We start from the raw sequence: 23,896 nt of genomic DNA on the forward strand, positions 1-23,896 counted from the left end.
ATGAATTCAATTTGTATTTTCTGTGGTTCATCTCTTGGTTCAAACCCAATTTTCCAACAAGTTGCGCAAACTACAGGCGAGGCTATTGCAAAACAAGGTAAGACCTTGGTTTATGGTGGTGGTCGCTCAGGCTTAATGGGCGTTGTCGCTGATAGTGCCTTACGGGCAGGTGGACAAGTCATTGGAGTGATACCTCGTGCTTTGGTCGATCGTGAGTTAGCTCATCCGGGCTTAACCAAATTATATGTTGTCGAAAATATGCATGAGCGTAAGACCAAAATGGCAGATCTTTCCGATGGTTTTATTGCTTTACCTGGCGGTGCGGGTACATTGGAAGAAATCTTTGAACAATGGACGTGGGCGCAATTAGGTATTCATCAAAAGCCATGTGCTTTCTTAAATGTAGCTGGCTTTTATGAAGATTTACTTAAAATGATTCAAGGAACGGTAGATAATGGATTTAGCCAAGCACGGTTCGTTGATAAATTGATCGCATCAGACAAAATCGAAGATATTCTTCAACAATTTGAACAATATCAGGCTCCTGCTCCAAAATGGGCAAATGCTGATGTACAGCCATAAAGAGGTTAAATAGGTGAAAACAATTACGGTCGCTGCTGCAGTGATCTTGAACGAGCAAAATCAGTTATTGCTCGTAAGAAAGCGCAATACCCATGCTTTTATGCAAGTGGGTGGTAAGCTGGAGCCTAATGAGCCGCCAGAGATTACAATGCAGCGAGAAATTTTAGAAGAAGTTGGAAGTTCTTGTGTAATTGAGCAATTTCTTGGTCGTTTTGAAACAGCAGCGGCGAATGAACCTGATCATATTCTGGTCAGTCATTTATATCTGGTTCAACTCGATCAGGCTCCTAAAATTGCTGCCGAAATTGCAGAAATGAAATGGGTGGATTTAAATGATTCAGAAACTCACCTCGCACCATTAACCCGTGAAATTGTTATTCCTTGGTGTGAGCAGCATTTATCTACAGTTTAATCATCTTAGCTCGTTAAAGTTGCCGCTAAACAGGTGGCATGGATGGTTGTACATCCTAATTGCTTTAATACCTGATTAAGAGCGTAAATTGAACTTCCGGTGGTAACGACATCATCAATAATCAGAACACGGCGATAACGCCGTTTTTCTTGAGTAAATGCAATGAATTGTTGTTCGATGTTCTCAAAGCGTTCCAGTCGAGAAAGCCCTTTTTGTGAATGCTCAGCAAGGCGTTGTACTGGCTGCCAAACAGGTATTTTTAATTGCTTGCTTAAGATATTTGCGAGTAACAGTGACTGATTGAAACCACGTTCAATTAAGCGTTGATTCGAAATCGGCATAGGTACAATAGCTTGTACCTTAGGAAATTTTAATTGTTTTAAAATTTCACCTAACAAGATTTGATAATGTAATTTTTGTTCATATTTAAACTGCTGAATGATCCGATTGACTGGATATTCATAATCACAGGCCACAAGAACAGATTGATCATTACGTTGAATTATTTGTTTAAACCAAGGTAACTGTTCCCAACAGTCCTTACAGAGCGAATGTTTTTCTCGCACACCTGACTCACACAACAAGCAAGGTGAGAGTGAGTGGATAAGATGCTGCGGATTTAAGAAACTAAACATATGCGTAGCGAGGCGCTTCTGGTAACCAACGTTTTAATAGCGCATCTGCTTGCTCTGGATAATCTTTTAACACTTGCTGAGCTACATAATGAGCTTGACTCAGTAAGTGGTCATCTCGCTCTAAACGAGCAACTCTAAATCCCATATCTCCAGTTTGTTTAGTACCTAGTAATTCACCCGGCCCGCGTAACTCAAGATCTTTTTCTGCAATCACAAAGCCATCATTACTTTCTCTTAAAATAGAAAGTCTCTCTTGGCCATTTTGTGAAAGAGGTGTTTTATATAAAAGTACGCAAAAGCTGGCTTGAGCGCCTCGACCGACACGACCACGTAATTGGTGTAACTGAGAAAGTCCTAAACGTTCGGCATTTTCAATCACCATAATAGAGGAGTTGGGAACATCTACTCCAACTTCAATGACTGTCGTTGCAATAAGAAGCTGTAATTCATTATTCTTAAACGCTTGCATGACCGCTTGCTTTTCGTCGGCTTTCATTTTGCCATGCACTAAGCCAATATTGAGCTCAGGAAAGCGCTCTTTCATTTCTTGATAAGTTGCTTCTGCTGCTTGAGCATCTAAAGTTTCAGACTGTTCAACCAGTGTGCACACCCAATATGCTTGTTTTCCATCTCTGCAATTCGAAGCAATTCGTTGGAGTACTTCCTCACGACGATCAAGCGGAATGGTAACTGTTTGAATTGGGGTACGACCTGGTGGTAACTCATCAATAATTGATGTGTCTAAATCACCATAGGCACTCATTGCCAGTGTTCGTGGAATAGGGGTGGCTGTCATGACGAGTTGGTGTGGGGTGAACTGCTCAGCACCTTTATTACGTAGAGCTAAGCGCTGATCTACGCCAAAACGATGCTGTTCATCAATAATCACTAGACCTAATTTTGCAAATCCAACATTGTCTTGAAATAGGGCATGTGTACCAATAATAAGTTCAGCATGACCTTCTTTAATTTGCTGCTCTGCTTGTGCGCGAGCTTTACCTTTTTGTTTTCCAGACAACCATGCAACAGTAATGCCTAAGGGTTCAAACCAACGCTTAAAATTTAAGTAGTGCTGTTCTGCAAGAATTTCAGTAGGAGCCATTAATGCAACTTGCCAATCAGCTTCTAAAGCATGGCAAGCGGCTACAGCGGCAACCAAGGTCTTTCCAGCGCCTACATCGCCTTGCACTAATCGAAGCATTGGTTGGTTCTGCTTCAAATCATTCAAAATTTCTTTAGATACACGTTTTTGTGCATTGGTCATTTGAAATGGCAAAGCTTCTAATAGCTTTTTAGCTAATATTTTACTACTTGAGAAAGCTGGAGAAGCAATTTGGCGAATATAAGCACGTCGATTAAGTAAACTAATTTGGTGTGCAACCAACTCTTCAAAAATAAGCCGTTGTTGTGCGGGGTGTGAACCTTGAGCCAATTGGACCATATTGGCATCAACTGGAGGCTCATGAATGTAATACAAAGCCTCTTTAAGTGCATAACCATTGGTATATTGTTTAGGAAGCAACTCGGGTAAGGCATCACTATGATGCTTTAAAGCTTGTTTTACATATTCGCGTAATTTCGGTTGAGTCAGCCCATCCGTACTTGGGTAAATTGCTGTAAGCTGAGTCTTGGGTAGGGGAGTATGGTCATTAATGAGTTGAATTTCAGGATGATACATCTCAAGGCCGCGAGCACCTACACGAACTTCACCAAAAATACGTAAGCGATGACCTGATTTTATTTTGTCAGTCAGGTTTTTATAAATATGATAAAAGCGTAAGGTGACTTTACCGAATTCATCCTGAACCAAGGCTGCCATAGATTTTCGTTTTCCCGGAGGGAAATCAATTGATCTGACCTCACCTTCGAGTAAATAGCTACGCCCAACCACAAGTTGATTCATTGCAATAATCGTACTGCGATCTTCATAATCACGTGGCAGATGAAACAGTAAATCATCTGTGGTAAAAATATTTAGTTTTTCGAGCAGGGCTGCTGAAGCCGATCCAACGCCTTGTAACTGATGGACTGAAGTCATGTCCCCTCAACGAGTTTTCTATGCATATATTATTTATCGGTTATGGTAAAACATCTCAGCGTGTTGCTAAACAACTATTTGAGAAAGAACATCAAATTACCACAATCAGCCGTAGTGTAAAAACAGATAGTTACGCAACCCATCTTGTTCAAGATATCTTTAAACTCGATTTAAGTAAAATTGAACCTGTAGATGTTGTATATATTTTACTTTCCCCGACAGAAGGTACGGTTGAGGGTTATCAACATACTTATGTAGATAGTATTGAACCGATTCGAGAAGCATTAAAACTACATCCGGTCAAAAAAATAATCGTAGTCTCTTCTACGCGGGTATATGGTGAAAATGCAGGGGAGATCATTGATGATTTTAGTGAAATTCAACCAAGCGATGCACAAGGCCGTATCTTACGTAATATGGAGTTGCTTTGGCAGGAGCATTATCCAAACCAATGTGTAATTGTTCGTCCTACAGGTATTTATGGAGCTTCCGTTGCCCGTTTGAAGAAAATGGCTGAAAATAGTCAAAGCTATCCAAATATACATTATAGCAATCGAATACATATTGATGATTTAGCAAGATTTTTGGCTTTTATGGCTGATTATGAAACTCATCAAGCGAGCTATATTGTGACTAATAACCAACCATTGCCTTTGCATGAAGTTATCGTGTGGTTCCAAAAACAATTGGGATTACCAGAGTTAACTTTAGAATCAAACCAAACTTCAGGTAAAAGAATATATGCGAAACATTTGCTTCAAACAGGTTTTCAATTAGAGCATCCAATTTGCTTTAATGACTATTTATTATGTTTAAATGTTCATAGTACTAAATAAAATTTTGATTAAACTTTAAATAAGAATAGAAATACCTGATGAGGCAGCCAAATTGCCGATAAAGATAAAAAGGTTGAGAGTGAAAAAAATTTGCTTAGCTCTTATTTTGAGCTTAACAGCTGTCGCGAGTTGGGCAGATGATCAGGTGTGGTGTGCATATGATCCGATTGGCTCCCAAGGCGATATCACACGTCGTTTAAATGACATTCGATTATATGCTCAGCAATATCAAGTCAAATTTAAAGTGGTTACCTATCAAAAGGAACAACAGGCCATACAAGCATTTGACGAGGGTAAATGTTCAGGTTTAGCGGCATCTAATTTTAATACTTATCGTTATAACCAGTTTATGGGGAGCACCGCAGGTATCGGGCTTATTCCTAATAATCGTACTGCTAAAAGCTTATTACAGCTTTTGAATCATCCAACAGTCGAGAAAAGGTTAATTTCTAAGGACTATGAAGCTGTAGGGATGATTCCAATTGGCACTGCCTATATGGTCCTAAAAAATAAGAAAATCTCTAGAGTTGCTCAATTAAGAAATCAGCGTATTGGCGTGTTACCCAACAACCCACCACAGCAAGCATTGGTACGAAGTGTGGGTGGTCAGCCAGTTTATGTTGATTTATCTAATGCGATTGTTCAGTTTAAACAAGACAAAATCGATATTATTCCTGCCCCCATATATGGACTATTGCCATATAACTTACAAAAAGAATTTGGACCAGATGTCCAAGTCATTAACTTTCCTTTGGCATATTTCGGCGTCAATTTAATTATTAAACCCCAAGCTTATCCTGCTAATTTTGGCCGAAAAATTCGAGGATGGTTTGTTCAAAACAGCCAATTACTGACTAACCGTGCGACCCAGTGGGAAAACCATTTACCTGCCTATTACTGGGTAGATGTCTCTTTTTATGAAAAGCAGAGCTATGACGTTATGGTTGCAAAAATACGTAATCAGTACGTTCTTTCAGGTTATTACGATGCTTATTTTGTTCAACTTATGAAGCGTCTGCGTTGCATGGATGATCCACGCTATTTTGAATGTCCAATTCGCTAATAAAATAAAAGGCAACTTTCGTTGCCTTTTATTTTGACTAAAAATTTTAAGATTTTTTACGTTTTAAACGTCTTTTTGCTTGTTGAGAAGCCATAGCTTCAAGCGCATCTTTTAACTCTTCGTCGGTAAAGGTCGTGATGTGTTGCAACATTTGTAAGGTTACTTCATCAAGAACCAATTGTGCACCCGCAGCCATTTGACGGAAATTATCATCAAACTCGATTTGGCCTTGGTCATTGGTTCGAATGTAATTTTGCTGTGTAAGTACTTTTAAGAAGCTTTGGAATAAAGCTTTGTCGAAGAACTCTGGCGAATTAAATTCATATAGAACTGACAGGCGTTGTCCGAGTAAATGACTTAATTCTTCAACTTGTTTAGCAGAAATATTACCTGAACCACGTTGAGTAATTAGCGCAAGCGTCATGTAGTAACGCTCAAGACTTTGCTTAACAGGAGTAGCTAAAACAACAAGTTGATTATGCTCTTCCGTATTTGGTGCAGAGCTAATCAAGTTACCTTCATCGTCTTGTTGAATAAGTTTCGATTGAACCAACGCATCTGCATATTGCTCAATTTGTTCTTTAAGCTCGCTACTCTTCCATTTAAGGAATAACTCTGCCTTCAAGAATGGATACAGGGTATAGATGACATTGGTTAAATCTGAACGGCTGATTTTTCCATTGTGTTCAACAAGTGATGCAACCAATGACGGTAAAACAAAGGCGTGCAAAATGTTATTACGGAAATAGGTCAGAAGAACAGCTTGATTATCTTCAATCGCAATAATATCGCCGAGCGCATGTTGAACTCGTTTAATGAGTTTAAGCTTTAAACCATAAGCAATAATTTCTTTACCAGAAAGTGGCGTTACTTCCATACGTTGGTCATATGGGAAGTTTGATGCCAGATTGCGGTAAGCTTCAAGTTGCTTAATACAGATTTCTTCATCAAGCGTATGCTTTGGAGTTGCAAGCAAAATAATAGAAAGTAAAGAGACAGGGTTAATCACCACAGCTCGGTTAATATTTTCTAAAATTGCATGTGCAGAGCTATTAACTGCATCTGAAACTGCTTGAGGAATTGGATCGTCATTTTTCTCGATATAAACATTTTCTGCATTATGCTGCTTAAGCAGATCATCAAGAAAAACAGGCTCACCAAAGTTCACGTGGACTTTACCGAAAATACGTTCAATTTTTCGTAAGGTTTTCACAATACCAAAAATTGATTCGGCTTCTTTCGGTTTACCTTGCATTTCGCCCACGTAGGTCGAGCCTTCCATCAGTCGTTCATAACCAATATAAGTTGGTAAGAAGACGATCGGTTTAGCACGGCCACGTAAATGGCTATGAACTGTCATGGCAAGCATACCAGTCTTAGGCGGTAATAGGCGTCCTGTACGTGAGCGCCCACCTTCAATAAAGTATTCAAGAGGGGTGTTGCGTGACAAAATACTATATAAATATTCTTTAAATACCGTTGTATAAAGGCCATTTCCACGGAAAGAGCGGCGAATAAAGAATGCACCGCCTCCACGTAAAAGTTGCCCTACAAATGGTAGATTTAAGTTATCACCGGCAGCAATATACGGAACCATTAAGCCACGTTTATAAATCACATAGGATAATAATAAATAGTCAATGTGACTGCGGTGGCAAGGTGTATAAACCACTTCATAATCTTTTGCCAGTTCACGAACAGTGCTGAAGTTATGCACTTCTACGCCGTCATAAAGCTGGGTCCATAAGCGCGTTAAAGCAAGATCGGCAAAGCGTACAGCTGAGTGTGAATAATCAGATACGACTTCATTCACATAACCAATCGCACGACGTTCAGCTTCGAGCATACTAACTTTTCCGCGAATACTTTCACGGCGGATCGCTTCTTGCACATCGCGGGATTTTACAACTGACTGCATGACATTACGGCGATCCGATAAATCGGGGCCTAAGACCACTTCACGTTGACGATCTAAGTAATCATTTAACGTACTTACAATATATGTAGCTGGTGAAAGGTTTGGATAATGCTGCTGTGCATATTCAACCAGTTCACGTAGCGATTGCGGTTCATGAAATTCTAAATACGATTGGCGACCATGCAAGCCAATGTTGACCAATTGCTTAACGGTGCTTGGTGTAGCCCATGTATCTGAAAATAAGAGCTTAAACCAAGAATCTTCTTTATCTGGTGTACGGCCCCATAAAACGGTAACTGGAACAAGCTCTATATCCAGTTCAGGATTTTCTTGTAAGACTTCAATTAATTTTAGTAAGCGTGGTGGAAAAGCATGAGGAGGAGGATTCAGTAAATTATTTTCATCATTGTGCTGTAAAAATAAAACCGATGCTTTTTCCTGATGAGTGCCAACAACTAATGGGTCTAACGCAGGTTTTAAATTTAAACGACGCGTTTCTCCATCAACCACCAAAGCATTGCTTCGAGAATGGTTTTGTAAGACATAGCACACCACTTTCTGGCGGTCAGTCTTTGCTTCTGTTTCTGATACTGGTTCAGTAGGAACTTCCCCAAGAACATGTGGTGTTACCACGAGGTCAAGTAGTTTACTCGAAAGCCGACGATACATTTGACCAAACCCACTCTTGGACATAAGAACTCCTACTTCTTAAAGACAAATCCCAGCACCAAATGCGGAGGGTAATTATTTTGAGGCATTTATTGAAAAAAACAATATGCTAATAGCGTATAAATTATAATGCTTTTGGCATATTTTATCGTTAAAAATCGTATTTTTAGCTGTTATATGAGCAATGTTCGTCATAAGTTGACTGATTGTTCCATGTTCAAATAGTTTTTTATGGCACAATAGATTCTACACACCTGTCCTTTAATACGATTTTTTACCTGAAATATGAAGGTATCTCTCATGAATGCGTTAACCCAAGAACTGGTCGAGCTTCTCACTTTAGAAAAGCTAGAAGAAAATATTTACCGTGGCATGAGCCGTAATCTTGTCGGTAAACGTGTCTTTGGTGGACAGGTTTTGGGTCAGGCTTTACGTGCAGCATCTTATACAACTGATCGCCCAGCGCATTCTTTACATGCATATTTTTTGTATGGCGGCGATATTAATGCCCCGATTATCTATGAAGTAGACCGTTTACGGGATGGGAAGAGCTTTGTAAGTCGTCAAGTCCGTGCAATTCAGCATGGGCGAGTAATATTTTCAGCTATGGTTTCTTTTGCCAACCCAGAAGAAGGTTTGAACTATCAACATCAAGAACCTGAGTATCCTGCACCAGAAACGCTTAAATCTGAAAATGAACTGAAACAGGGTATTCTAAACTTTGTACCTGAAAATGTTCGTGCTAGTTTCATGCGTGAGCGTCATGTAGAAATTCGTCCAATTGATCCGGTAAACCCGTTTCAGCCGCAACCAGAAGCTCCATATAATGCGCACTATATCCGTACACATGATCGTATTCCAAAACAATTAGATGATATTGCTCTTCATCAAGCGATTGTTGCCTTTTATTCAGACTTTACTTTAATGACAACGGCTTTAAGACCGCATGGGCTGAGTTATATTTCTCCAAGTTTGCAATGTGCAAGCATTGATCATGCGATTTATTTTCATCGTCCACTGCGTGCGGATGAGTGGATGTTGTATGACATGGAAGCCACAGTGAGCGCGGCTTCTCGCGGTTTAAACTTCGGTCGTATGTGGCAAAATGGTCAGCTTGTATGCAGTACAGTACAAGAGGGTTTAATCCGTTTGCGGGAAATTGAAACGCAATAGATTCCTCGAAAAAGCCATCTAACCAGATGGCTTTTTTCTTTTTAATGGGATCGATGTGACAAAAAATTGCTCGAATGAAAAGCAAGCTCATGTCATATTGTAAATAGGTATGCCAACTGAAAAAAATAATGCTGATATGAACTTAAATACACAAATTCTGATTGCCGCCATTTTAGGTTTAGCCTTTGGTTTCCTACTCACAATGTATCCAGACACTGCTTTTGTAAAGCATAGTTTATATGGGCTTGGAATATTAAGTAGTGTTTTTATTGGGCTCCTTAAAATGCTTTTAGTGCCTTTAATTTTTAGTTCGATTGTTGTAGGTGTATCCAATCTACAGGCAGGCGGACAGTTAGGGCCAGTCTGGAAAATCACATTTTTATGCTGTTTAACTACAACCACTTTAGCCTTAATTTTAGGCATCAGTTGTGCTCATTTATTTGAGGTTGGACGTGGCATAGATATTTCTATTTTCCAGACATCTATGCAAAATTATCAAGCACCAGATAGTTTAAACCCTGCCAGTTTTTTCACTAATTTTATTCAAAATACTTTAATTAACCCATTTAAAGCGTTTAGTGACGGTAACGTTTTAGCTGTCGTAGTCTTTGCTTTATTCGTCGGTGTCGCTTTGGTGCAGGGTGGGGAACGTTTCAAAAGTATTCGTTTATTGAGTCACCAGTTCTTTGAAATGATGATGCTGCTGGTTGGCTGGGTGATGAAATTAGCACCGTTGGGTATTTTTGCTTTGTTAGCAAAGTTAATGGCAACAGAAGATATTTCGGTATTAAGTCGTTTGGCTGAGTTTGCAGTCGTTGTAACAGGCACTACTATTTTCCATGGTGCTGTTGTTTTACCACTACTGCTTTGGATTTTTGGCCGTATGAGTCCGTGGACCTTTTTTAAAGGGACTCGTACAGCACTGATTACAGCCTTTGCAACCAGTTCTAGCTCTGCCACTATGCCGCTTAGTATGAAGTGTGCGCAAGAAAACTTAGGCGTGCGCCCGCAAACAGCAGGATTTGTTATTCCATTAGGCACACAGTTAAACATGGATGGTACTGCACTATATGAAGCGGCAGCTGCATTGTTTGTGGCAAATTTAGTGGGACTAGATTTAAACCTGACACAACAAATTATCGTGTGTTTAACGGCGATGATTGCATCACTTGGTGCGCCAGGAATACCTAGCGCCGGTATGGTCACTATGATTATGGTTTTACAGTCTGTGGGTTTGCCCGCTGAAGCGATTGCAATTTTACTTCCGATTGACCGCTTATTAGATACAGTCAGAACAGTGGTAAATGTGCAGGGCGATATGATGATTAGTGTGGTTGTAGACCGTTATACGAAAGATAAAGATATCAGTGTCTAACTATCTATAGATCAAAAAAAGCAGGATTTTAAATCCTGCTTTTTTTATTTTAAGCAGCTTGAAGTTCTGCTCTTTTTGCTGCTGGAGATTGCGATAAATAGCTAACCGCATCTTCAGTGCTGCCTTCTTTGACTGGATCATACCAAGGCATGAGGTAATCAATTTGCTGGGCAATAAGCCAGAGAGGGTTAGGTAAAACCTGATTATCTTTTCGGCTGATTTTGTACCACTCTAAAGTAACCCACACTGGAAAAAATCTAGATTTGGCTGCATCTGCGAAACGTGGATCTTGTTTCATAATATGTGCAGCGCCATCTACCCATAATCCAAGTACAAGTGTGATAACAGCAAGACTCATATAGTAACGTGGAATATAACCGCCACCAAGATGACGATATAAATCAAAGGCAACCGTGCGGTGTTCAATTTCTTCTGAACCGTGCCATTTCACTAGATCCACCATTTCTGGATCTGCGCCTAGTTCTTCCCAGCGCTCGTTATATAACGCATATTTACCCAACACGCAGGTCATATGCTCAACAGTTGCAATAACTCCTAAACGGAATAAATCCCACTGTTTTTCTAAAATTTTTGGAACTTCTCTATCAAAAGGTTTATCTGCCAAAGCGATAGTAAATAGATAATTCATGATGTCCAGATTTCTCTGGATATCAATATTACGTGCGCTTAAATATTCTTTGTTTGCAGAAGTATGAGCATTGGCATGCATAGCTTCCTGACGGATAAATGCCTGTACATCCTGCTTAAGTTTTTCATCTGTAATTTGCGGTAAAACCTTATTATACAAACGGCAAAACCAGAACTCTCCAGCAGGCAAGATGTTATTAATTTCATTAATAAAATAACTTGCGAAAGGTTGATTAGGAATCCAGTCGACAGGGGTATCTTTCCAGTCAAATTTTACTTTACGTGGAAGAATTTTATAATCAATAGAAGAACCTAAAGCCTTGTTCTTCAAAAAAGATAACAATTTCATCATTTATTCCTGATTTTTAACTCGATGAAGTTATAACGAGTATAAAAAAAGCCCCTACATTTGTGTTTAGCAATAGGGGACAATTGAGTATAAATTTAATGAAGAAATTGTATCTGTGAGGATAATTTAGCTTTCAGCATCCTCATCTGTCGCTTCAGGGATTGAATCGACATCAAATTCTGGCTGTTGATCCAGTGTGAAATGTAAACGCCCTGCCATAACACTTGCTAGCTCTTCTAAGCCTATTTTGTTAAGTGAAGAGAAAAGCTGAATAGAAAAATCAAGCTTCATTTTTTTCAGCTGTTGCTTAACTTCTAGTAGAACTTTATTTGCAGGACCGCGATTAAGTTTGTCTGCTTTTGTTAATAGAATATGAACAAAGAGATGACGTGAATAAGCCCACTCTAGCATCATCATGTCGAAATGCTGTAGAGGATGGCGAATATCCATAAGTAATACTAAGCCTTGTAAGCTTTGGCGATGGATCAGATAGTTTTCTAATTCTTTTTGCCACACCCGTTTCATATCTTCGGGAACCGCTGCATAACCGTAACCTGGAAGGTCGACCAAGCGTTGATCAGGGTTACCTAGACTAAAAAAGTTAATCATCTGGGTACGGCCTGGCTTTTTAGAAGCGCGGGCAAGTTGTTTCTGATTGGTTAATGCATTAATCGCACTCGACTTACCAGCATTTGAGCGCCCTGCAAAAGCAATCTCGTAGCCGCTATCTTCAACACAAAGTGCCAATTTAGGTGCACTCATTAGAAACTCAGCTTGGCGTAACCAGTTTAGTGATTGCACAGCATAGGCTGTGATCGCCGGATCTGGTGCTTTTTCATAGCTGATCTTTTGCTTGGGTGCGAGTCTGGCTTTGGTGTCTTTCGATTTTTCACTACGACGCATAAAAAATAACTTTTTAGATGAGAGGGCTCGTGCCTAGTATAAAGGAGCTTGGTTATTCTTGCTAATTTTCAATAAATCTACTTATGAAAATCAATAGAAGTCAGATTTGTAAAAAGGCAATAGGAGATTCAGGTGGGGCAGACTTTGACTGTTGTAAAACCTCTCCAAGCGTGTATTGGTCTAGACTTTGGTAAAAGCTTTCTAAAGCTTGGTCAAGAATACCTTTTAAACCACAGTGACTGCGTAATACACAAGGTGGCGTATTGCATTCAACGATTTGATTGTCACCCTGTAATATTCGAACAATTGACCCTAAATTTGAGTTAAGTGCGTCTGGATTTAAGCGAATTCCACCGCCTTTTCCACGAATGGTAATAATCCATTCCTGCTTACCCATGAAGTGAACAACTTTAACCAGATGGTTTTGTGAAACATGCAAATCTTTCGCGATTTCTGCAATCGTGTAGGGTGCATCACTTGGGCGTGCAACATACATTAATAGTCGTAATGCATAATCGGTAAATTTATTAAGCTGCATGATCACCAAAAATGGAAGAGATTAAAAGGATGATCATCTTAGCCTGAAAGTCTAAATAAGAAAACTTTCAGGCAAGAGGTTTTTATATTAGAGCGTTAAAGGCGCTGAAACTTGAACTTGATCGCCAACTCTATAATGTTCAAGCAAGATGTTCGCTACTGAGAACTCTGTATGGTTTTCTTCAGGCTGAACTTCAAAATGATATGAGTTGTTTTCCTGAGCTTCTGTAAATTTAAAAGCTTTCGGTTGTTCAAGCTGCTCATCTGGAACTTGTACTTTAACCGAAATAAAAGCATTTGCAGGTCCGCTAAGTATGTCTTCATGGTCAGTTGCTTTTAAGGTGAAACGTTTGCCAGATTCAAGAGGATCAATTTGAGTAATTTCAAATGAACGCCATCCAGCCCATCCACCATTTAAGTTTTTAAGTTGTTCATATTTTTGTTTTTCAACGCCAATTAGAATATCTGCCAATTGTAAATAAGCCTGTTTCCACGCCTCAATCAGTTCTGATTCAAATGGCACGTTGAGTACTTCACTAATTGAATGAAGTAAGTTGTCGCCAACAATTGCATATTGGTCTGGTTGAATATCTAAGCTCACATGTTTAGTCGTAATACGCTCAACTGCTTTCGCTAAAACAGTAGGGTTCTCAATATTTTCTGCATATGCAAGAACGGCAGCTGCAAGAGCACGAGGTTGACGTAAGCTAGTTTGGTCATCCAAGTTAAAAACATTTTTTAATTCAGGATTGTTATTAAGCATACGCTTATAAAAGTATGTAGTCAGCGTAACGCCGTGTTCACGTAAAACAGGTACTGTAGATTTAACGAGTTCGATTTGTTGTGGAGTCATGGCTAGACCTTATTTATCTGGCTATATAAGATGTATTTAAAATACATCTTTAAAAAAACAATCGCAATAGATTTTTTATAAAAACCATAAAAAAATTAGGGAATATAAAATTCCCTAATTTAAAACTGATATATCGAAGAAAGTTATTTACCAAATAGTGAACCAAGCAGGCCCCTTACTAATTTTTGACCTGTACTTCCTCCTAGACTGCGTGCAGCACTTTTTGCAAAAGTACCCACAATATCTTGCGTAAGCTTGGCTCGTTCACGTGCTGCTCGTTCTTCTTCTTTTTGCTGTTCACGTGCTAATCGCTCTTGTTCCTTTGCTTGCTGCTTTGCTAAAGTTTCTTGCTCTTTTTCTTGTTGTTTAGCAAGTTCAGTATTTTGTTGCTGTTGCTCACGTTCAGCGACTTTATTTTGTAGCATTTCATAAGCGCTATCACGATCTACAGCTTGTTCATAAATACCAGCAATAATACTTTTTGAGATTAGAGTTTGACGCTCTTCTGGAGTGATTGGTGTAAAAGCAGAGTAAGGAGGCATCACCCAGCCACGTTCTACAATTTGTGGCGTACCTTGTTCATCAAGACAACTAATTAGCGCCTCACCAACAGCCAGTTCGGTAATGGCTTCATCAACTTTAAAGTTTGGATTGGCACGGAAAGTATCTGCTGCGGTTTTTACTGCTTTTTGATCTTTAGGGGTAAATGCACGTAGCGCATGTTGAATGCGATTGCCAAGCTGACCGAGAACACTTTCTGGTAAATCGAGTGGATTCTGAGTAATAAAATAGATGCCAATACCTTTAGAGCGAATTAAGCGTACAACTTGCTCGATCTTTTCTTGTAATGCTTGACTGGCATTGTCAAATAATAAGTGAGCCTCATCAAAGAAAAACACAAGTTTGGGTTTGTCCATATCGCCAACTTCTGGAAGTTGTTCAAATAACTCCGAAAGCATCCATAACAAAAAAGTGGCATATAGCTTAGGTGTATTCATGAGCTTGTCAGCAGCAAGAATATTGATATAACCATGTCCATTTGCATCGGTTTGTATAAAGTCCAGAATGTTTAAAGCCGGCTCACCAAAAAATTGTTCTCCACCTTGGTCGGCAAGAGCAAGCAAGTTACGCTGAATAGCACCTAAGCTAGCCGGAGATAAATTGCCATATTCTGCTTTAAACTCTGCTGCATGTTCACTAACGAAGGTGATCATGGCTTTTAGGTCTTTAAAGTCTACTAACAGTAGGCCCTGATCATCCGCAATTCGAAAAACTGCAGCTAATACACCTTCTTGGGTATCATTTAGATTGAGCATACGAGCCAATAAAATTGGCCCTATTTCAGAAATTGTAGTGCGAATAGGGTGGCCTTGTTGGCCGAACAGATCCCAGAAAACGACAGGGTTAGCAGCAAAAGGAACGCTATCAATCTGTAATAATTTTAGACGTTCATTAAACTTATCTGAAGCCTCACCTGATTTTGCGAGACTCGAAACATCGCCTTTGGCATCGGCAAGAAATACAGGAACGCCGATTCGAGAGAAACTTTCTGCTAGAACTTTTAAAGTAACTGTTTTACCTGTACCTGTTGCACCTGCAATCAGGCCATGGCGGTTAGCAAACTGAGAAAGTAAAACAATTTCTTTTGATGTGTCATTCAGATTTTTAGCAATAACAATCGGTGTACCCATATATTTTTATCCTTTGGTTCGAGCCACTATAATGTTGTCGTTTTTACAGTTGTTTCAGTGCATTTTCGATATCTTGAATTAAATCTTGCGGATCTTCCAGTCCTATACAGAAGCGAACTAATAAACCTTGTTGTAAATGTGTATTCTCAAGTTTTCTCATCATTTTTAAATCATAAAGCATGATCAAGCTAACTGGTCCTCCCCAGCTAAAACCGAGCTTAAATAACTCTAATGCATCACAGAAGCGACGTACTGCGGTAATGTCATAATCTGGTTTGAAAATAACACTGACTAAGCCAGCACTTTGACTATTTGTGCAGATTTCTTGCCAATATTGATTGCCTGGGGCGGTCTCATCACTTGGGTGTAGAACTTGTGCAAAGTGAGGTTGGTCTTTTAGCCATTTAAGTAAAGTTTGTGCATTGGCTGACTGTTGTTCATAGCGTAAAGACATATGAGCAAGGCTGCGTTGGACTTGAGCCGCATCGTCTCCTGAAACTGCAATGCCTAAAATGGCATGCGTACGGAAGAGACGATGATGGAGTTTATCATCACGAGTTACAATGCTACCCATTAAGATGTCACCGCCACCGCTCGGATATTTGGTTAGAGCATGGACGGTTAAGTCGACCGATAGGTGTTCATCTGAAAAATTAAAAGCATTAAACGCAAGCCCAGCTCCCCAGGTGTTATCTAGGGCTGTTAATACACCATGTTTTTTAGCTTTTTTGACTAGATTTTTAAGATCAGGGAATTCTAGAGTAACTGAACCCGCAGCCTCTAACCATAATAGTTTACTTTTTTCAGTCGGTTGAAAACTTGAAGCGTCAATAGGGTTATATACTTTAACAATAACGCCATATTGATTTTGTAGATGATTTAAATGTTCTAGATTTGGTCCATAAATGTTGTCTGGGACCCATACTTCATCATTAGTGCTTAAAAATGCTGAGTTCACAACATTAATTGCTGATAGGCCACTCGGTGCAAGCAAACAATGCAATCCACCTTCAATTTGTGCAATATTGTCGCCTAAGGTGAAGGTGGTGGGGGTACCATGCGTCCCATAGCTATAGTCGTAATCATCAGTCCAATGGCGATCAAAAAGGTGCGAAGTTGATTTAAAAATAATAGTGGATGCACGAAATAAGGGTGGTTGCACTGTTTCGATAAATTGCGGAGCCTTTCTTGGTGCGTGAATGAGGCGAGTCTGGAAGTCGTTATGCTTTTTCATAGTGCGTTGCATTTTAGATAATAAAGTTAGATTAAGAGAAATTTAAGTTCTTCGCTAGATTTACGAAGTTTTATAAGACGTTTCGTTACAGTAGACCCATAAAATAAAAACTTGGCTTTATTTTTGCAAAGACCACTACAACATTCTAACAACAATAGGTTTAAGCGCATGAAGTCGCATTTACGAGTTCACTATTTTCAACATATTGCAGGTGAGGGATTTGGAAGTTGTTACTCATTTTTAAAAGCCCATCACGCGACCATTAGCTCTACGGAGTTTTTTGCACTTCCAGTTGATCGATCACTTGAAATAGAGGCTTTGCCCAGAATCGAAGAAGTTGATTTGTTACTAGTCATGGGTGGAACGATGAGTGTAAATGATGAGGCAAATTTTCCATGGCTAAAGATAGAGAAAAGATGGTTGCGCCGTTATTTGGCAGCAGGAAAGCCTGCTATTGGTCTTTGTTTAGGGGGGCAACTGATTGCTAATGCATTGGGTGCAGCGGTGAGCCGTAATCGCTATCAGGAACTTGGCTGGTCAACGGTCCAGAGAGTTGCAAATTTACCTCAAGAAAGCTTTCCGTTACCTGAAAAGATAAATGTTATGCAGTGGCATAGTGAGACATTTGAAATACCTAAAGGCGCTATACATTTGGCGGAGAATAGAGCTTGTCGAAATCAGATGTATCAGATTGGAAAAAATGTGCTTGGTTTTCAGTTTCATCCAGAGATGACACCAGCAGCTTTAGCGCTCTTACTTGAAGATGAAGAGGAGTTGTCTATTTTTGACGGAGAATATGTTCAATCTACGCGTGAACTACAGTATTCAGAAGCACAAAAATTTGAGCAAGGTAATCAACTCCTAAATAAAGCTATTGAGTTTGTAATAAATGCCTAGATGAACTCTGAATGCTCGATCAAAGCAGGTTTTGTGGAGAAAATAGAAAAAGAGAATTGCATAAGACTTAAACAATCGTTATAATGAGCGACCCTCAATAGGAGGGGCATTTACTGCGAAGAAAGTGGTAAATGTGCATTACAGTCGTGGCATCGATCATGACCTTAGTGATTTTCACTGCCTTTGACACTTACCAATGGGTGAGATGCGTCAAGGGTGATTCTTTATATGTTTGGCTTGGAGTTTACTGGTATGTCTAACCAGAGAATTCGTATCCGTTTGAAGTCTTTTGATCATCGTTTGATTGATCAATCTGCTCAAGAGATCGTAGAAACCGCTAAGCGTACTGGCGCACAAGTTTGTGGTCCAATCCCGATGCCTACTCGCATCGAACGCTTCAACGTTCTTACTTCACCGCACGTTAACAAAGATGCGCGTGACCAGTACGAAATCCGCACCTACAAACGTTTGATCGATATCGTTCAACCTACAGATAAAACTGTTGATGCATTGATGAAATTAGATCTTGCGGCTGGTGTTGATGTTCAGATCGCTTTGGGTTAAGGCTTTCGGTTGATTAACTTTTAAGTTAATTAGGCCGCTTTTTTAGAGGTTTATGCACATGGCTATTGGTTTAGTCGGTCGCAAATGTGGTATGACTCGCATCTTTACAGATGCAGGTGTTTCTGTACCTGTTACAGTCATCGAAGTCGATCCAAACCGCATTACGCAAATCAAAACACTTGAAACTGATGGTTATCAAGCTGTTCAAGTAACTACTGGTGAACGTCGCGAATCTCGCGTAACTAACGCTCAGAAAGGTCACTTTGCGAAAGCTGGTGTTGCTGCTGGTCGTTTGGTTAAAGAGTTCCGTGTTACTGAAGCTGAGCTTGAAGGTCGTGAAGTTGGCGGTACTATTGGTGTTGATTTGTTCACAGTTGGTCAAGTTGTTGACGTAACTGGTCAATCAAAAGGTAAAGGTTTCCAAGGTGGTGTTAAGCGTTGGAACTTCCGTACCCAAGACGCTACTCACGGTAACTCAGTTTCTCACCGTGTATTAGGTTCTACAGGTCAAAACCAAACTCCTGGTCGCGTGTTCAAAGGCAAAAAAATGGCTGGTCACTTAGGTGATGAACGCGTAACAGTACAAGGTCTTGAAATCGTATCTATTGACGCTGAACGTTCTGTTTTAGTTGTTAAAGGTGCAATTCCTGGTTCAACTGGCGGTGACGTGATTGTACGTCCTACCATCAAGGCCTGAGGGGAAATACCGTGAATTTGAAAACTGTTTCCGGCTCTGCTGTTGAATTGTCTGAAGTTGCTTTCGGACGTGAATTTAACGAAGCTCTTGTACACCAAGTTGTTACTGCTTATTTAGCAGGTGGTCGTCAAGGTACTCGTGCTCAGAAGTCACGTGCAGACGTTTCTGGCGGTGGTAAAAAACCATTCCGTCAAAAAGGTACTGGTCGTGCTCGTGCGGGTTCTACTCGTAGCCCTATCTGGGTTGGTGGTGGTAAAACTTTTGCTGCTCGTCCACAAGATTGGTCTCAAAAAGTAAACCGCAAAATGTACCGCGGTGCAATGCAATGTATCTTAGCTGAACTTGTTCGCCAAGATCGTCTTGTATTAGTTGAAGAGTTTGCTATTGCAGCTCCAAAAACTAAAGAATTGCTTGCTAAGCTTGGCGATTTAAATGCCGCTCGTGCATTGATCGTTACTGAAGCTGTAGATGAGAACTTATATCTTGCAGCACGCAACCTTCCGCATGTAGATGTGGTGGATGCAACTGCAATCGATCCTGTAAGCTTGATCGCGTTTGATAAAGTTGTTATGTCTGTAGCTGCTGCTAAGAAAATTGAGGTAGAACTCGGATGAACAACGAACGTATCTATCAAGTCCTTAAAGGACCAGTCTTCTCAGAAAAGGCACAAGTTTTAGGTGATACTGTTGGCGTTCAAGTATTTAAAGTAGATATTAATGCTACTAAACTTGAAGTTAAAAAAGCAGTTGAAAAACTTTTTGGCGTAGAAGTTGTTAAAGTTAACACTACTATTACTAAAGGTAAAACTAAGCGCTTTGGTAAAACATTGGGACGTCGTTCTGATGTTAAAAAAGCATACGTCACCCTGAAAGCCGGCCAAGATGTTGAAATGGCTGACTTGGGCGATACCGCTGAAAGCGCAGCGGAATAAGGACGAAAATTATGCCGATTCAAAAATGTAAGCCAACGTCTCCAGGACGTCGCTTTGTAGAGAAAGTGGTTCATGATCACCTTCACAAAGGCGCGCCTTACTCACCGTTGGTTGAAGCAAAAAAACGTACTGGTGGTCGTAATAATAACGGTCACATTACAACTCGTCACGTTGGTGGTGGTCATAAGCAACACTATCGTATCGTTGACTTTAAGCGTAATAAAGACAGCATCCCAGCTGTTGTAGAGCGCATTGAATACGATCCTAACCGTACAGCACATATTGCTTTGTTGAAATATGCTGATGGTGAGCGTCGTTATATCATTGCACCTAAAGGCTTACGTGCTGGCGATAAAGTACAATCTGGTAACGATGCTCCAATTCGTCCAGGTAACTGCTTGCCACTTCGTAACATGCCGATCGGTTCTACACTTCATAACGTTGAACTTAAAATTGGTAAGGGTGCGCAATTAGCGCGTTCTGCTGGTGCTTCTGTTCAGTTGTTGGGTCGTGATGGTTCTTACGCAATTGTTCGTCTTCGTTCAGGCGAAATGCGTAAAATTCATGTTGAATGCCGCGCTGTAATTGGTGAAGTTTCTAACCAAGAAAACAACCTTCGTTCATTGGGTAAAGCTGGTGCTGCGCGCTGGCGTGGTGTTCGTCCTACCGTACGTGGTATGGCGATGAACCCAGTTGATCACCCGCACGGTGGTGGTGAAGGGCGTAATAAAGGTATTCAACCTGTAAGCCCATGGGGTCAAAAAGCTAAAGGGTACAAGACACGTACCAATAAGCGTACGACTAAGATGATTATTCGCGACCGTCGCGTCAAGTAAAGGAATCTGACTAATGCCTCGTTCTCTGAAAAAAGGCCCATTCGTCGATGCGCACTTGTTCGCTAAGGTTGAAGCGGCTGTTGCTAGTAACTCTCGCAAGCCGATTAAAACTTGGTCTCGTCGTTCGATGATCCTTCCAGATTTTGTTGGTTTAACAATTTCTGTTCATAATGGTCGTAATCACGTTCCAGTAATTGTTACTGAGCATATGGTTGGTCATAAACTCGGTGAATTCGCGCCAACTCGTACCTATCGTGGTCACGGTGTTGACAAGAAGTCTAAACGTTAATAGGTGTCATGATGGAAGTAACTGCTAAATTACGCGGTGCCGCTATCTCGGCACAAAAGGCACGTTTGGTTGCAGATCTTATTCGCGGCAAATCTGTTGCGCATGCTTTAAATATTTTAAACTTCAGCAATAAAAAAGCTGCTGTTTTAGTAAAAAAAGCATTGGAATCTGCGATTGCAAACGCTGAACACAATAACAGTTTAGATGTTGATGATCTTAAAGTTTCTACGATTTACGTTGATGAGGGCGTTAGCCTTAAACGTATTATGCCACGTGCTAAAGGCCGTGCAGATCGTATTACTAAGCGTACTTGTCACATCACCGTTAAGGTAGGGGTTTGATATGGGTCAGAAGGTTCATCCAATCGGTATCCGCCTAGGTGTTGTGAAACGTCATAACGCTAACTGGTATGCGAGTCCGAAACAATACGCTGAATACTTGCTTAAAGATCTTCAAGTTCGTGAGTTTTTAAATAAAAAACTTAAGAATGCGATGATCAGCAACATTCTTATCGAACGTCCATCAGGTGCTGCTAAAGTAACAATTAGCACAGCTCGTCCTGGTATCGTAATCGGTAAAAAAGGCGAAGATATTGAGAAATTACAGCGCGAACTTACTAGCATTATGGGTGTTCCTGCGCAAGTAAGTATCAACGAAATTGATCGCCCAGACTTAGATGCGCGTTTAGTTGCTGAAGCAATTGCTTCTCAATTAGAAAAGCGTGTAATGTTCCGTCGTGCTATGAAGCGTGCGGTTCAAAACACTATGCGTGCTGGTGCTAAAGGTATCAAAGTTGAAGTGTCTGGCCGTTTAGGTGGTGCAGAGATTGCTCGTACTGAATGGTATCGTGAAGGTCGTGTACCTTTGCATACATTGCGTGCAGACATTGACTATGCAACTGTGCGTGCAGAAACAACTTACGGTACGATTGGTGTTAAAGTTTGGATTTTCCGTGGCGAGATTTTAGGTGGCATGAAACAAGTCATGAACCCTGCTCCTGCTGAAGATCGTCCAGCTAAACGTGGTCGTGGTCGTGGTGAAGGTCAAGAGCGTCGTGGTCGTCGCGGTGACCGTGCTGCTGACAAGGGAGAATAATCCATGTTGCAACCTAAACGTACCAAATTCCGTAAGGTGCACAAAGGCCGTAATACTGGTCTAGCGCATCGTGGTAGTACAGTATCATTTGGTTCGATTGCAATTAAAGCAACTGAACGTGGTCGTATGACTGCGCGTCAGATTGAAGCTGCACGTCGTACTATTAGCCGCCGTATTAAGCGTGGTGGTAAAATCTTTATTCGCGTATTCCCGGATAAACCAATTACTCAAAAGCCTCTTGAAGTGCGTATGGGTAAAGGTAAGGGTAGCGTGGAATACTGGGTTTGCCAGATCCAACCAGGCAAGATCCTGTACGAAATTGAAGGTGTGAACGAAGAATTAGCGCGTGAAGCATTTGCTTTAGCTGCTGCTAAACTTCCGTTTAAAACCACTATCGTGACTCGGACGGTAATGTAATGAAAACTAAAGATTTACGTGAAAAGTCGGTAGAAGAGTTGAAAGCTTTGCTTGATGAGCAACAGCTTAACCAATTCCGTCTTCGTATGGCGAAAGCAACTGGTCAGTTGGGTAAATCGCACGAAGTGCAAGTTGCTCGTAAGACAATTGCTCGTATTAAGACACTCCTTACCGAAAAACAGGGGAACGGACAATGAGTGAAAAAACAGTCCGCACGTTAACCGGCAAAGTCGTAAGTGACAAAATGGATAAATCTATTGTTGTTCTTATTGAACGCCGCGTTCAACACCCGTTGTATGGCAAGTCAATTCGCCGTTCAACTAAGTTACACGCTCATGATGAGAATAACGTCGCTAAAATTGGTGATGTTGTGACCATTAAAGAAAGCCGCCCAATTTCTAAAACTAAAGCTTGGACTTTAGTGGAAGTAGTTGAAGCAGCTGCTGAGTAATTCGACGTTCTTGTTGCATCATCGGTCAATTTCGAGTACTCTTTGAGCCTTTCGAAATTGTGACCGGTGATGCTCGGTTTTGGAGTAGGGCAATGATTCAAACCGAAACTATGCTCGACGTAGCAGACAACAGTGGTGCTCGCCGCGTACAATGTATTAAAGTACTTGGTGGTTCACATCGTCGTTATGCTTCTGTTGGCGACATTATTAAAGTTACTGTAAAAGAAGCAATCCCACGCGCACGTGTTAAAAAAGGTGACGTGATGAATGCGGTTGTAGTTCGTACTAAATTCGGCATTCGTCGTCCAGATGGTTCTGTGATCCGTTTTGATGATAATGCTGCAGTTATCCTGAACAACAACAAAGCTCCGATTGCTACTCGTATCTTCGGACCAGTGACTCGTGAACTTCGTACTGAACAGTTCATGAAAATCATTTCATTGGCTCCTGAAGTTCTATAAGAGGCAATCATGGCTAAGATTAAAAAAGGCGATCAAGTTATTGTGATCGCAGGTAAAGAAAAAGGCAAACAGGGTACTGTATTGTCTGTTTCTGAAGACCGCGTTAAGGTTGAAGGCCTTAACTTAGTGAAGAAGCATCAAAAGCCGAATCGTGTAACTGGCGCTGAAGGCGGTATTGTTACTCAAGAAGCTTCGCTTCATATTTCAAACGTGGCAATTTTAAATGCTACAACCCAGAAGGCTGACCGTGTTGGTTACCAAGTGATTGATGGCGTGAAAACTCGCGTTTATAAATCAAATGGTGAATCAGTGGCGGTAGCGAAGTAATAGGTTGAAAAGGCG

28 protein-coding genes and 2 pseudogenes are annotated in these 23,896 nt (G+C 40.6%); 20 read left to right on the forward strand and 10 right to left on the reverse strand.

All coding sequences use genetic code 11. The features are described from left to right. Positions 1-582: a TIGR00730 family Rossman fold protein gene (locus tag MKL38_RS12215; protein WP_005038465.1), complete on the forward strand. Its 582-nt coding sequence runs from the start codon at positions 1-3 to the stop codon at positions 580-582. A 13-nt stretch (positions 583-595) separates the two neighbouring features. Further along, positions 596-994: an NUDIX hydrolase gene (locus MKL38_RS12220; protein ID WP_151744428.1), complete on the forward strand. Its 399-nt coding sequence runs from the start codon at positions 596-598 to the stop codon at positions 992-994. A gap of 5 nt (positions 995-999) precedes the next feature. Here MKL38_RS12220 and MKL38_RS12225 read toward each other — a convergent pair whose 3' ends face one another. Both MKL38_RS12225 and recG read right to left on the reverse strand, forming a co-directional pair. Beyond that, on the reverse strand, positions 1,000-1,629 hold the full coding sequence (locus MKL38_RS12225; RefSeq protein WP_270903394.1) for a ComF family protein: 630 nt from the start codon (positions 1,627-1,629) through the stop codon (positions 1,000-1,002). Further along, entirely contained in the window at positions 1,622-3,667 is a 2,046-nt protein-coding gene (gene recG, locus MKL38_RS12230) for an ATP-dependent DNA helicase RecG (RefSeq protein ID WP_270903395.1), read from the reverse strand. The genes MKL38_RS12225 and recG overlap by 8 nt, the downstream gene beginning before the upstream one ends. Before the next feature lie 20 nt (positions 3,668-3,687). Between recG and MKL38_RS12235 the strand changes: the two genes are divergently transcribed. Both MKL38_RS12235 and MKL38_RS12240 read left to right on the forward strand, forming a co-directional pair. Next, on the forward strand, positions 3,688-4,503 hold the full coding sequence (locus MKL38_RS12235; RefSeq protein ID WP_270903396.1) for an NAD-dependent epimerase/dehydratase family protein: 816 nt from the start codon (positions 3,688-3,690) through the stop codon (positions 4,501-4,503). A gap of 79 nt (positions 4,504-4,582) precedes the next feature. Continuing rightward, positions 4,583-5,566, forward strand: a complete 984-nt coding sequence (locus tag MKL38_RS12240) for a putative solute-binding protein (RefSeq protein WP_270903397.1) — start codon at positions 4,583-4,585, stop codon at positions 5,564-5,566. Positions 5,567-5,612: 46 nt separating this feature from the next. On the opposite strand, the gene plsB is transcribed toward MKL38_RS12240, so the two are convergent. Then, positions 5,613-8,177 (reverse strand): glycerol-3-phosphate 1-O-acyltransferase PlsB, encoded by a 2,565-nt coding sequence (gene plsB, locus MKL38_RS12245; RefSeq protein WP_005043879.1) that lies wholly within the window; start codon positions 8,175-8,177, stop codon positions 5,613-5,615. A gap of 276 nt (positions 8,178-8,453) precedes the next feature. On the opposite strand from plsB, the gene MKL38_RS12250 reads away from it, so the two are divergent. Next, positions 8,454-9,326 (forward strand): acyl-CoA thioesterase, encoded by an 873-nt coding sequence (locus MKL38_RS12250; protein ID WP_003653674.1) that lies wholly within the window; start codon positions 8,454-8,456, stop codon positions 9,324-9,326. 109 nt (positions 9,327-9,435) lie between these two features. Continuing rightward, positions 9,436-10,701 carry a dicarboxylate/amino acid:cation symporter gene (locus MKL38_RS12255; protein WP_035359955.1) on the forward strand — a complete coding sequence of 422 codons (1,266 nt, stop codon included), beginning with the start codon at positions 9,436-9,438 and terminating at the stop codon, positions 10,699-10,701. 49 nt (positions 10,702-10,750) lie between these two features. Here the strand turns inward: MKL38_RS12255 and MKL38_RS12260 are convergent, their stop codons facing one another. The 7 genes and pseudogenes from MKL38_RS12260 to MKL38_RS12285 all read right to left on the reverse strand — a co-directional run bounded on the left by MKL38_RS12260 (position 10,751) and on the right by MKL38_RS12285 (position 16,916). Then, positions 10,751-11,701 (reverse strand): metal-dependent hydrolase, encoded by a 951-nt coding sequence (locus MKL38_RS12260; protein ID WP_080758463.1) that lies wholly within the window; start codon positions 11,699-11,701, stop codon positions 10,751-10,753. A gap of 123 nt (positions 11,702-11,824) precedes the next feature. Further along, a complete protein-coding gene (gene yihA / locus MKL38_RS12265; RefSeq protein ID WP_003653671.1) occupies positions 11,825-12,601 on the reverse strand; it encodes a ribosome biogenesis GTP-binding protein YihA/YsxC in 777 nt (258 codons plus the stop codon). Between the two features lie 100 nt (positions 12,602-12,701). Next, positions 12,702-13,139 (reverse strand): RrF2 family transcriptional regulator, encoded by a 438-nt coding sequence (locus MKL38_RS12270; protein ID WP_005038483.1) that lies wholly within the window; start codon positions 13,137-13,139, stop codon positions 12,702-12,704. Positions 13,140-13,226: 87 nt separating this feature from the next. Beyond that, positions 13,227-13,991, reverse strand: coding sequence for a globin domain-containing protein (locus MKL38_RS12275; protein WP_005043867.1), 765 nt, complete (start codon positions 13,989-13,991; stop codon positions 13,227-13,229). Positions 13,992-13,993: 2 nt separating this feature from the next. After that, positions 13,994-14,145 (reverse strand): annotated as a pseudogene (locus MKL38_RS19295) (hypothetical protein). Beyond that, positions 14,135-15,682, reverse strand: a complete 1,548-nt coding sequence (locus MKL38_RS12280; protein WP_056482623.1) for a helicase HerA-like domain-containing protein — start codon at positions 15,680-15,682, stop codon at positions 14,135-14,137. Before MKL38_RS12280 ends, MKL38_RS19295 begins: the two are co-directional and overlap by 11 nt. Before the next feature lie 43 nt (positions 15,683-15,725). Further along, positions 15,726-16,916 carry a PLP-dependent transferase gene (locus tag MKL38_RS12285; protein WP_270903398.1) on the reverse strand — a complete coding sequence of 397 codons (1,191 nt, stop codon included), beginning with the start codon at positions 16,914-16,916 and terminating at the stop codon, positions 15,726-15,728. Positions 16,917-17,084: 168 nt separating this feature from the next. Here MKL38_RS12285 and MKL38_RS12290 point away from each other — a divergent pair, with 168 nt between their 5' ends. The 14 genes and pseudogenes from MKL38_RS12290 to rplX all read left to right on the forward strand — a co-directional run bounded on the left by MKL38_RS12290 (position 17,085) and on the right by rplX (position 23,881). Beyond that, positions 17,085-17,813 (forward strand): type 1 glutamine amidotransferase, encoded by a 729-nt coding sequence (locus MKL38_RS12290; protein WP_005038489.1) that lies wholly within the window; start codon positions 17,085-17,087, stop codon positions 17,811-17,813. Between the two features lie 252 nt (positions 17,814-18,065). After that, positions 18,066-18,377 (forward strand): 30S ribosomal protein S10, encoded by a 312-nt coding sequence (rpsJ, locus tag MKL38_RS12295; RefSeq protein WP_000070912.1) that lies wholly within the window; start codon positions 18,066-18,068, stop codon positions 18,375-18,377. A gap of 58 nt (positions 18,378-18,435) precedes the next feature. Further along, positions 18,436-19,074 carry a 50S ribosomal protein L3 gene (gene rplC, locus MKL38_RS12300; RefSeq protein WP_004639526.1) on the forward strand — a complete coding sequence of 213 codons (639 nt, stop codon included), beginning with the start codon at positions 18,436-18,438 and terminating at the stop codon, positions 19,072-19,074. 11 nt (positions 19,075-19,085) lie between these two features. Continuing rightward, on the forward strand, positions 19,086-19,688 hold the full coding sequence (gene rplD, locus MKL38_RS12305; protein ID WP_003653663.1) for a 50S ribosomal protein L4: 603 nt from the start codon (positions 19,086-19,088) through the stop codon (positions 19,686-19,688). After that, complete coding sequence (gene rplW, locus MKL38_RS12310) at positions 19,685-20,005, forward strand: 50S ribosomal protein L23 (RefSeq protein WP_003653662.1); 321 nt, start codon at positions 19,685-19,687, stop codon at positions 20,003-20,005. Before rplD ends, rplW begins: the two co-directional genes overlap by 4 nt. 11 nt (positions 20,006-20,016) lie before the next feature. Next, positions 20,017-20,841 (forward strand): 50S ribosomal protein L2, encoded by an 825-nt coding sequence (gene rplB, locus MKL38_RS12315; RefSeq protein ID WP_004789629.1) that lies wholly within the window; start codon positions 20,017-20,019, stop codon positions 20,839-20,841. A 13-nt stretch (positions 20,842-20,854) separates the two neighbouring features. Beyond that, positions 20,855-21,130 (forward strand): 30S ribosomal protein S19, encoded by a 276-nt coding sequence (rpsS, locus tag MKL38_RS12320; RefSeq protein WP_001138119.1) that lies wholly within the window; start codon positions 20,855-20,857, stop codon positions 21,128-21,130. Positions 21,131-21,141: 11 nt separating this feature from the next. After that, entirely contained in the window at positions 21,142-21,471 is a 330-nt protein-coding gene (gene rplV, locus MKL38_RS12325) for a 50S ribosomal protein L22 (RefSeq protein ID WP_004639524.1), read from the forward strand. Position 21,472: 1 nt separating this feature from the next. Then, positions 21,473-22,289, forward strand: a pseudogene (gene rpsC / locus MKL38_RS12330) (30S ribosomal protein S3). Continuing rightward, positions 22,229-22,642, forward strand: coding sequence for a 50S ribosomal protein L16 (rplP, locus tag MKL38_RS12335; RefSeq protein WP_002049688.1), 414 nt, complete (start codon positions 22,229-22,231; stop codon positions 22,640-22,642). Before rpsC ends, rplP begins: the two are co-directional and overlap by 61 nt. Beyond that, positions 22,642-22,839, forward strand: a complete 198-nt coding sequence (gene rpmC / locus MKL38_RS12340; protein WP_000849928.1) for a 50S ribosomal protein L29 — start codon at positions 22,642-22,644, stop codon at positions 22,837-22,839. Before rplP ends, rpmC begins: the two co-directional genes overlap by 1 nt. Next, positions 22,836-23,093, forward strand: a complete 258-nt coding sequence (gene rpsQ / locus MKL38_RS12345; protein ID WP_001291845.1) for a 30S ribosomal protein S17 — start codon at positions 22,836-22,838, stop codon at positions 23,091-23,093. The genes rpmC and rpsQ overlap by 4 nt, the downstream gene beginning before the upstream one ends. A gap of 92 nt (positions 23,094-23,185) precedes the next feature. Continuing rightward, positions 23,186-23,554 (forward strand): 50S ribosomal protein L14, encoded by a 369-nt coding sequence (gene rplN / locus MKL38_RS12350; protein WP_001982634.1) that lies wholly within the window; start codon positions 23,186-23,188, stop codon positions 23,552-23,554. Positions 23,555-23,563: 9 nt separating this feature from the next. Then, a complete protein-coding gene (gene rplX, locus MKL38_RS12355; protein WP_002116820.1) occupies positions 23,564-23,881 on the forward strand; it encodes a 50S ribosomal protein L24 in 318 nt (105 codons plus the stop codon). Positions 23,882-23,896 lie beyond the last annotated feature (15 nt).

Origin of the sequence: Acinetobacter sp. AOR14_HL (assembly GCF_027855175.1) — a bacterium.
Classification (GTDB): Bacteria; Pseudomonadota; Gammaproteobacteria; order Pseudomonadales; family Moraxellaceae; genus Acinetobacter; species Acinetobacter calcoaceticus.

Excerpts from the sequence above, each read along its gene's own strand:
- MKL38_RS12270 (WP_005038483.1), bottom strand. The coding sequence starts at position 13,139 with ATGCAGCTTAATAAATTTACCGATTATGCATTACGACTATTAATGTAT.
- rplC (WP_004639526.1), top strand. The coding sequence starts at position 18,436 with ATGGCTATTGGTTTAGTCGGTCGCAAATGTGGTATGACTCGCATCTTT.
- rplW (WP_003653662.1), top strand. The coding sequence starts at position 19,685 with ATGAACAACGAACGTATCTATCAAGTCCTTAAAGGACCAGTCTTCTCA.
- MKL38_RS12215 (WP_005038465.1), top strand. The coding sequence starts at position 1 with ATGAATTCAATTTGTATTTTCTGTGGTTCATCTCTTGGTTCAAACCCA.
- rplN (WP_001982634.1), top strand. The coding sequence starts at position 23,186 with ATGATTCAAACCGAAACTATGCTCGACGTAGCAGACAACAGTGGTGCT.
- rplX (WP_002116820.1), top strand. The coding sequence starts at position 23,564 with ATGGCTAAGATTAAAAAAGGCGATCAAGTTATTGTGATCGCAGGTAAA.
- MKL38_RS12260 (WP_080758463.1), bottom strand. The coding sequence starts at position 11,701 with ATGATGAAATTGTTATCTTTTTTGAAGAACAAGGCTTTAGGTTCTTCT.
- recG (WP_270903395.1), bottom strand. The coding sequence starts at position 3,667 with ATGACTTCAGTCCATCAGTTACAAGGCGTTGGATCGGCTTCAGCAGCC.
- MKL38_RS12250 (WP_003653674.1), top strand. The coding sequence starts at position 8,454 with ATGAATGCGTTAACCCAAGAACTGGTCGAGCTTCTCACTTTAGAAAAG.
- plsB (WP_005043879.1), bottom strand. The coding sequence starts at position 8,177 with ATGTCCAAGAGTGGGTTTGGTCAAATGTATCGTCGGCTTTCGAGTAAA.
- MKL38_RS12255 (WP_035359955.1), top strand. The coding sequence starts at position 9,436 with ATGCCAACTGAAAAAAATAATGCTGATATGAACTTAAATACACAAATT.
- MKL38_RS12225 (WP_270903394.1), bottom strand. The coding sequence starts at position 1,629 with ATGTTTAGTTTCTTAAATCCGCAGCATCTTATCCACTCACTCTCACCT.
- rpsS (WP_001138119.1), top strand. The coding sequence starts at position 20,855 with ATGCCTCGTTCTCTGAAAAAAGGCCCATTCGTCGATGCGCACTTGTTC.
- MKL38_RS12235 (WP_270903396.1), top strand. The coding sequence starts at position 3,688 with ATGCATATATTATTTATCGGTTATGGTAAAACATCTCAGCGTGTTGCT.
- MKL38_RS12285 (WP_270903398.1), bottom strand. The coding sequence starts at position 16,916 with ATGAAAAAGCATAACGACTTCCAGACTCGCCTCATTCACGCACCAAGA.
- rplP (WP_002049688.1), top strand. The coding sequence starts at position 22,229 with ATGTTGCAACCTAAACGTACCAAATTCCGTAAGGTGCACAAAGGCCGT.
- MKL38_RS12280 (WP_056482623.1), bottom strand. The coding sequence starts at position 15,682 with ATGGGTACACCGATTGTTATTGCTAAAAATCTGAATGACACATCAAAA.
- rpsQ (WP_001291845.1), top strand. The coding sequence starts at position 22,836 with ATGAGTGAAAAAACAGTCCGCACGTTAACCGGCAAAGTCGTAAGTGAC.
- yihA (WP_003653671.1), bottom strand. The coding sequence starts at position 12,601 with ATGCGTCGTAGTGAAAAATCGAAAGACACCAAAGCCAGACTCGCACCC.
- rplB (WP_004789629.1), top strand. The coding sequence starts at position 20,017 with ATGCCGATTCAAAAATGTAAGCCAACGTCTCCAGGACGTCGCTTTGTA.
- MKL38_RS12275 (WP_005043867.1), bottom strand. The coding sequence starts at position 13,991 with ATGACTCCACAACAAATCGAACTCGTTAAATCTACAGTACCTGTTTTA.
- rplV (WP_004639524.1), top strand. The coding sequence starts at position 21,142 with ATGGAAGTAACTGCTAAATTACGCGGTGCCGCTATCTCGGCACAAAAG.
- rpmC (WP_000849928.1), top strand. The coding sequence starts at position 22,642 with ATGAAAACTAAAGATTTACGTGAAAAGTCGGTAGAAGAGTTGAAAGCT.
- rpsJ (WP_000070912.1), top strand. The coding sequence starts at position 18,066 with ATGTCTAACCAGAGAATTCGTATCCGTTTGAAGTCTTTTGATCATCGT.
- MKL38_RS12290 (WP_005038489.1), top strand. The coding sequence starts at position 17,085 with ATGAAGTCGCATTTACGAGTTCACTATTTTCAACATATTGCAGGTGAG.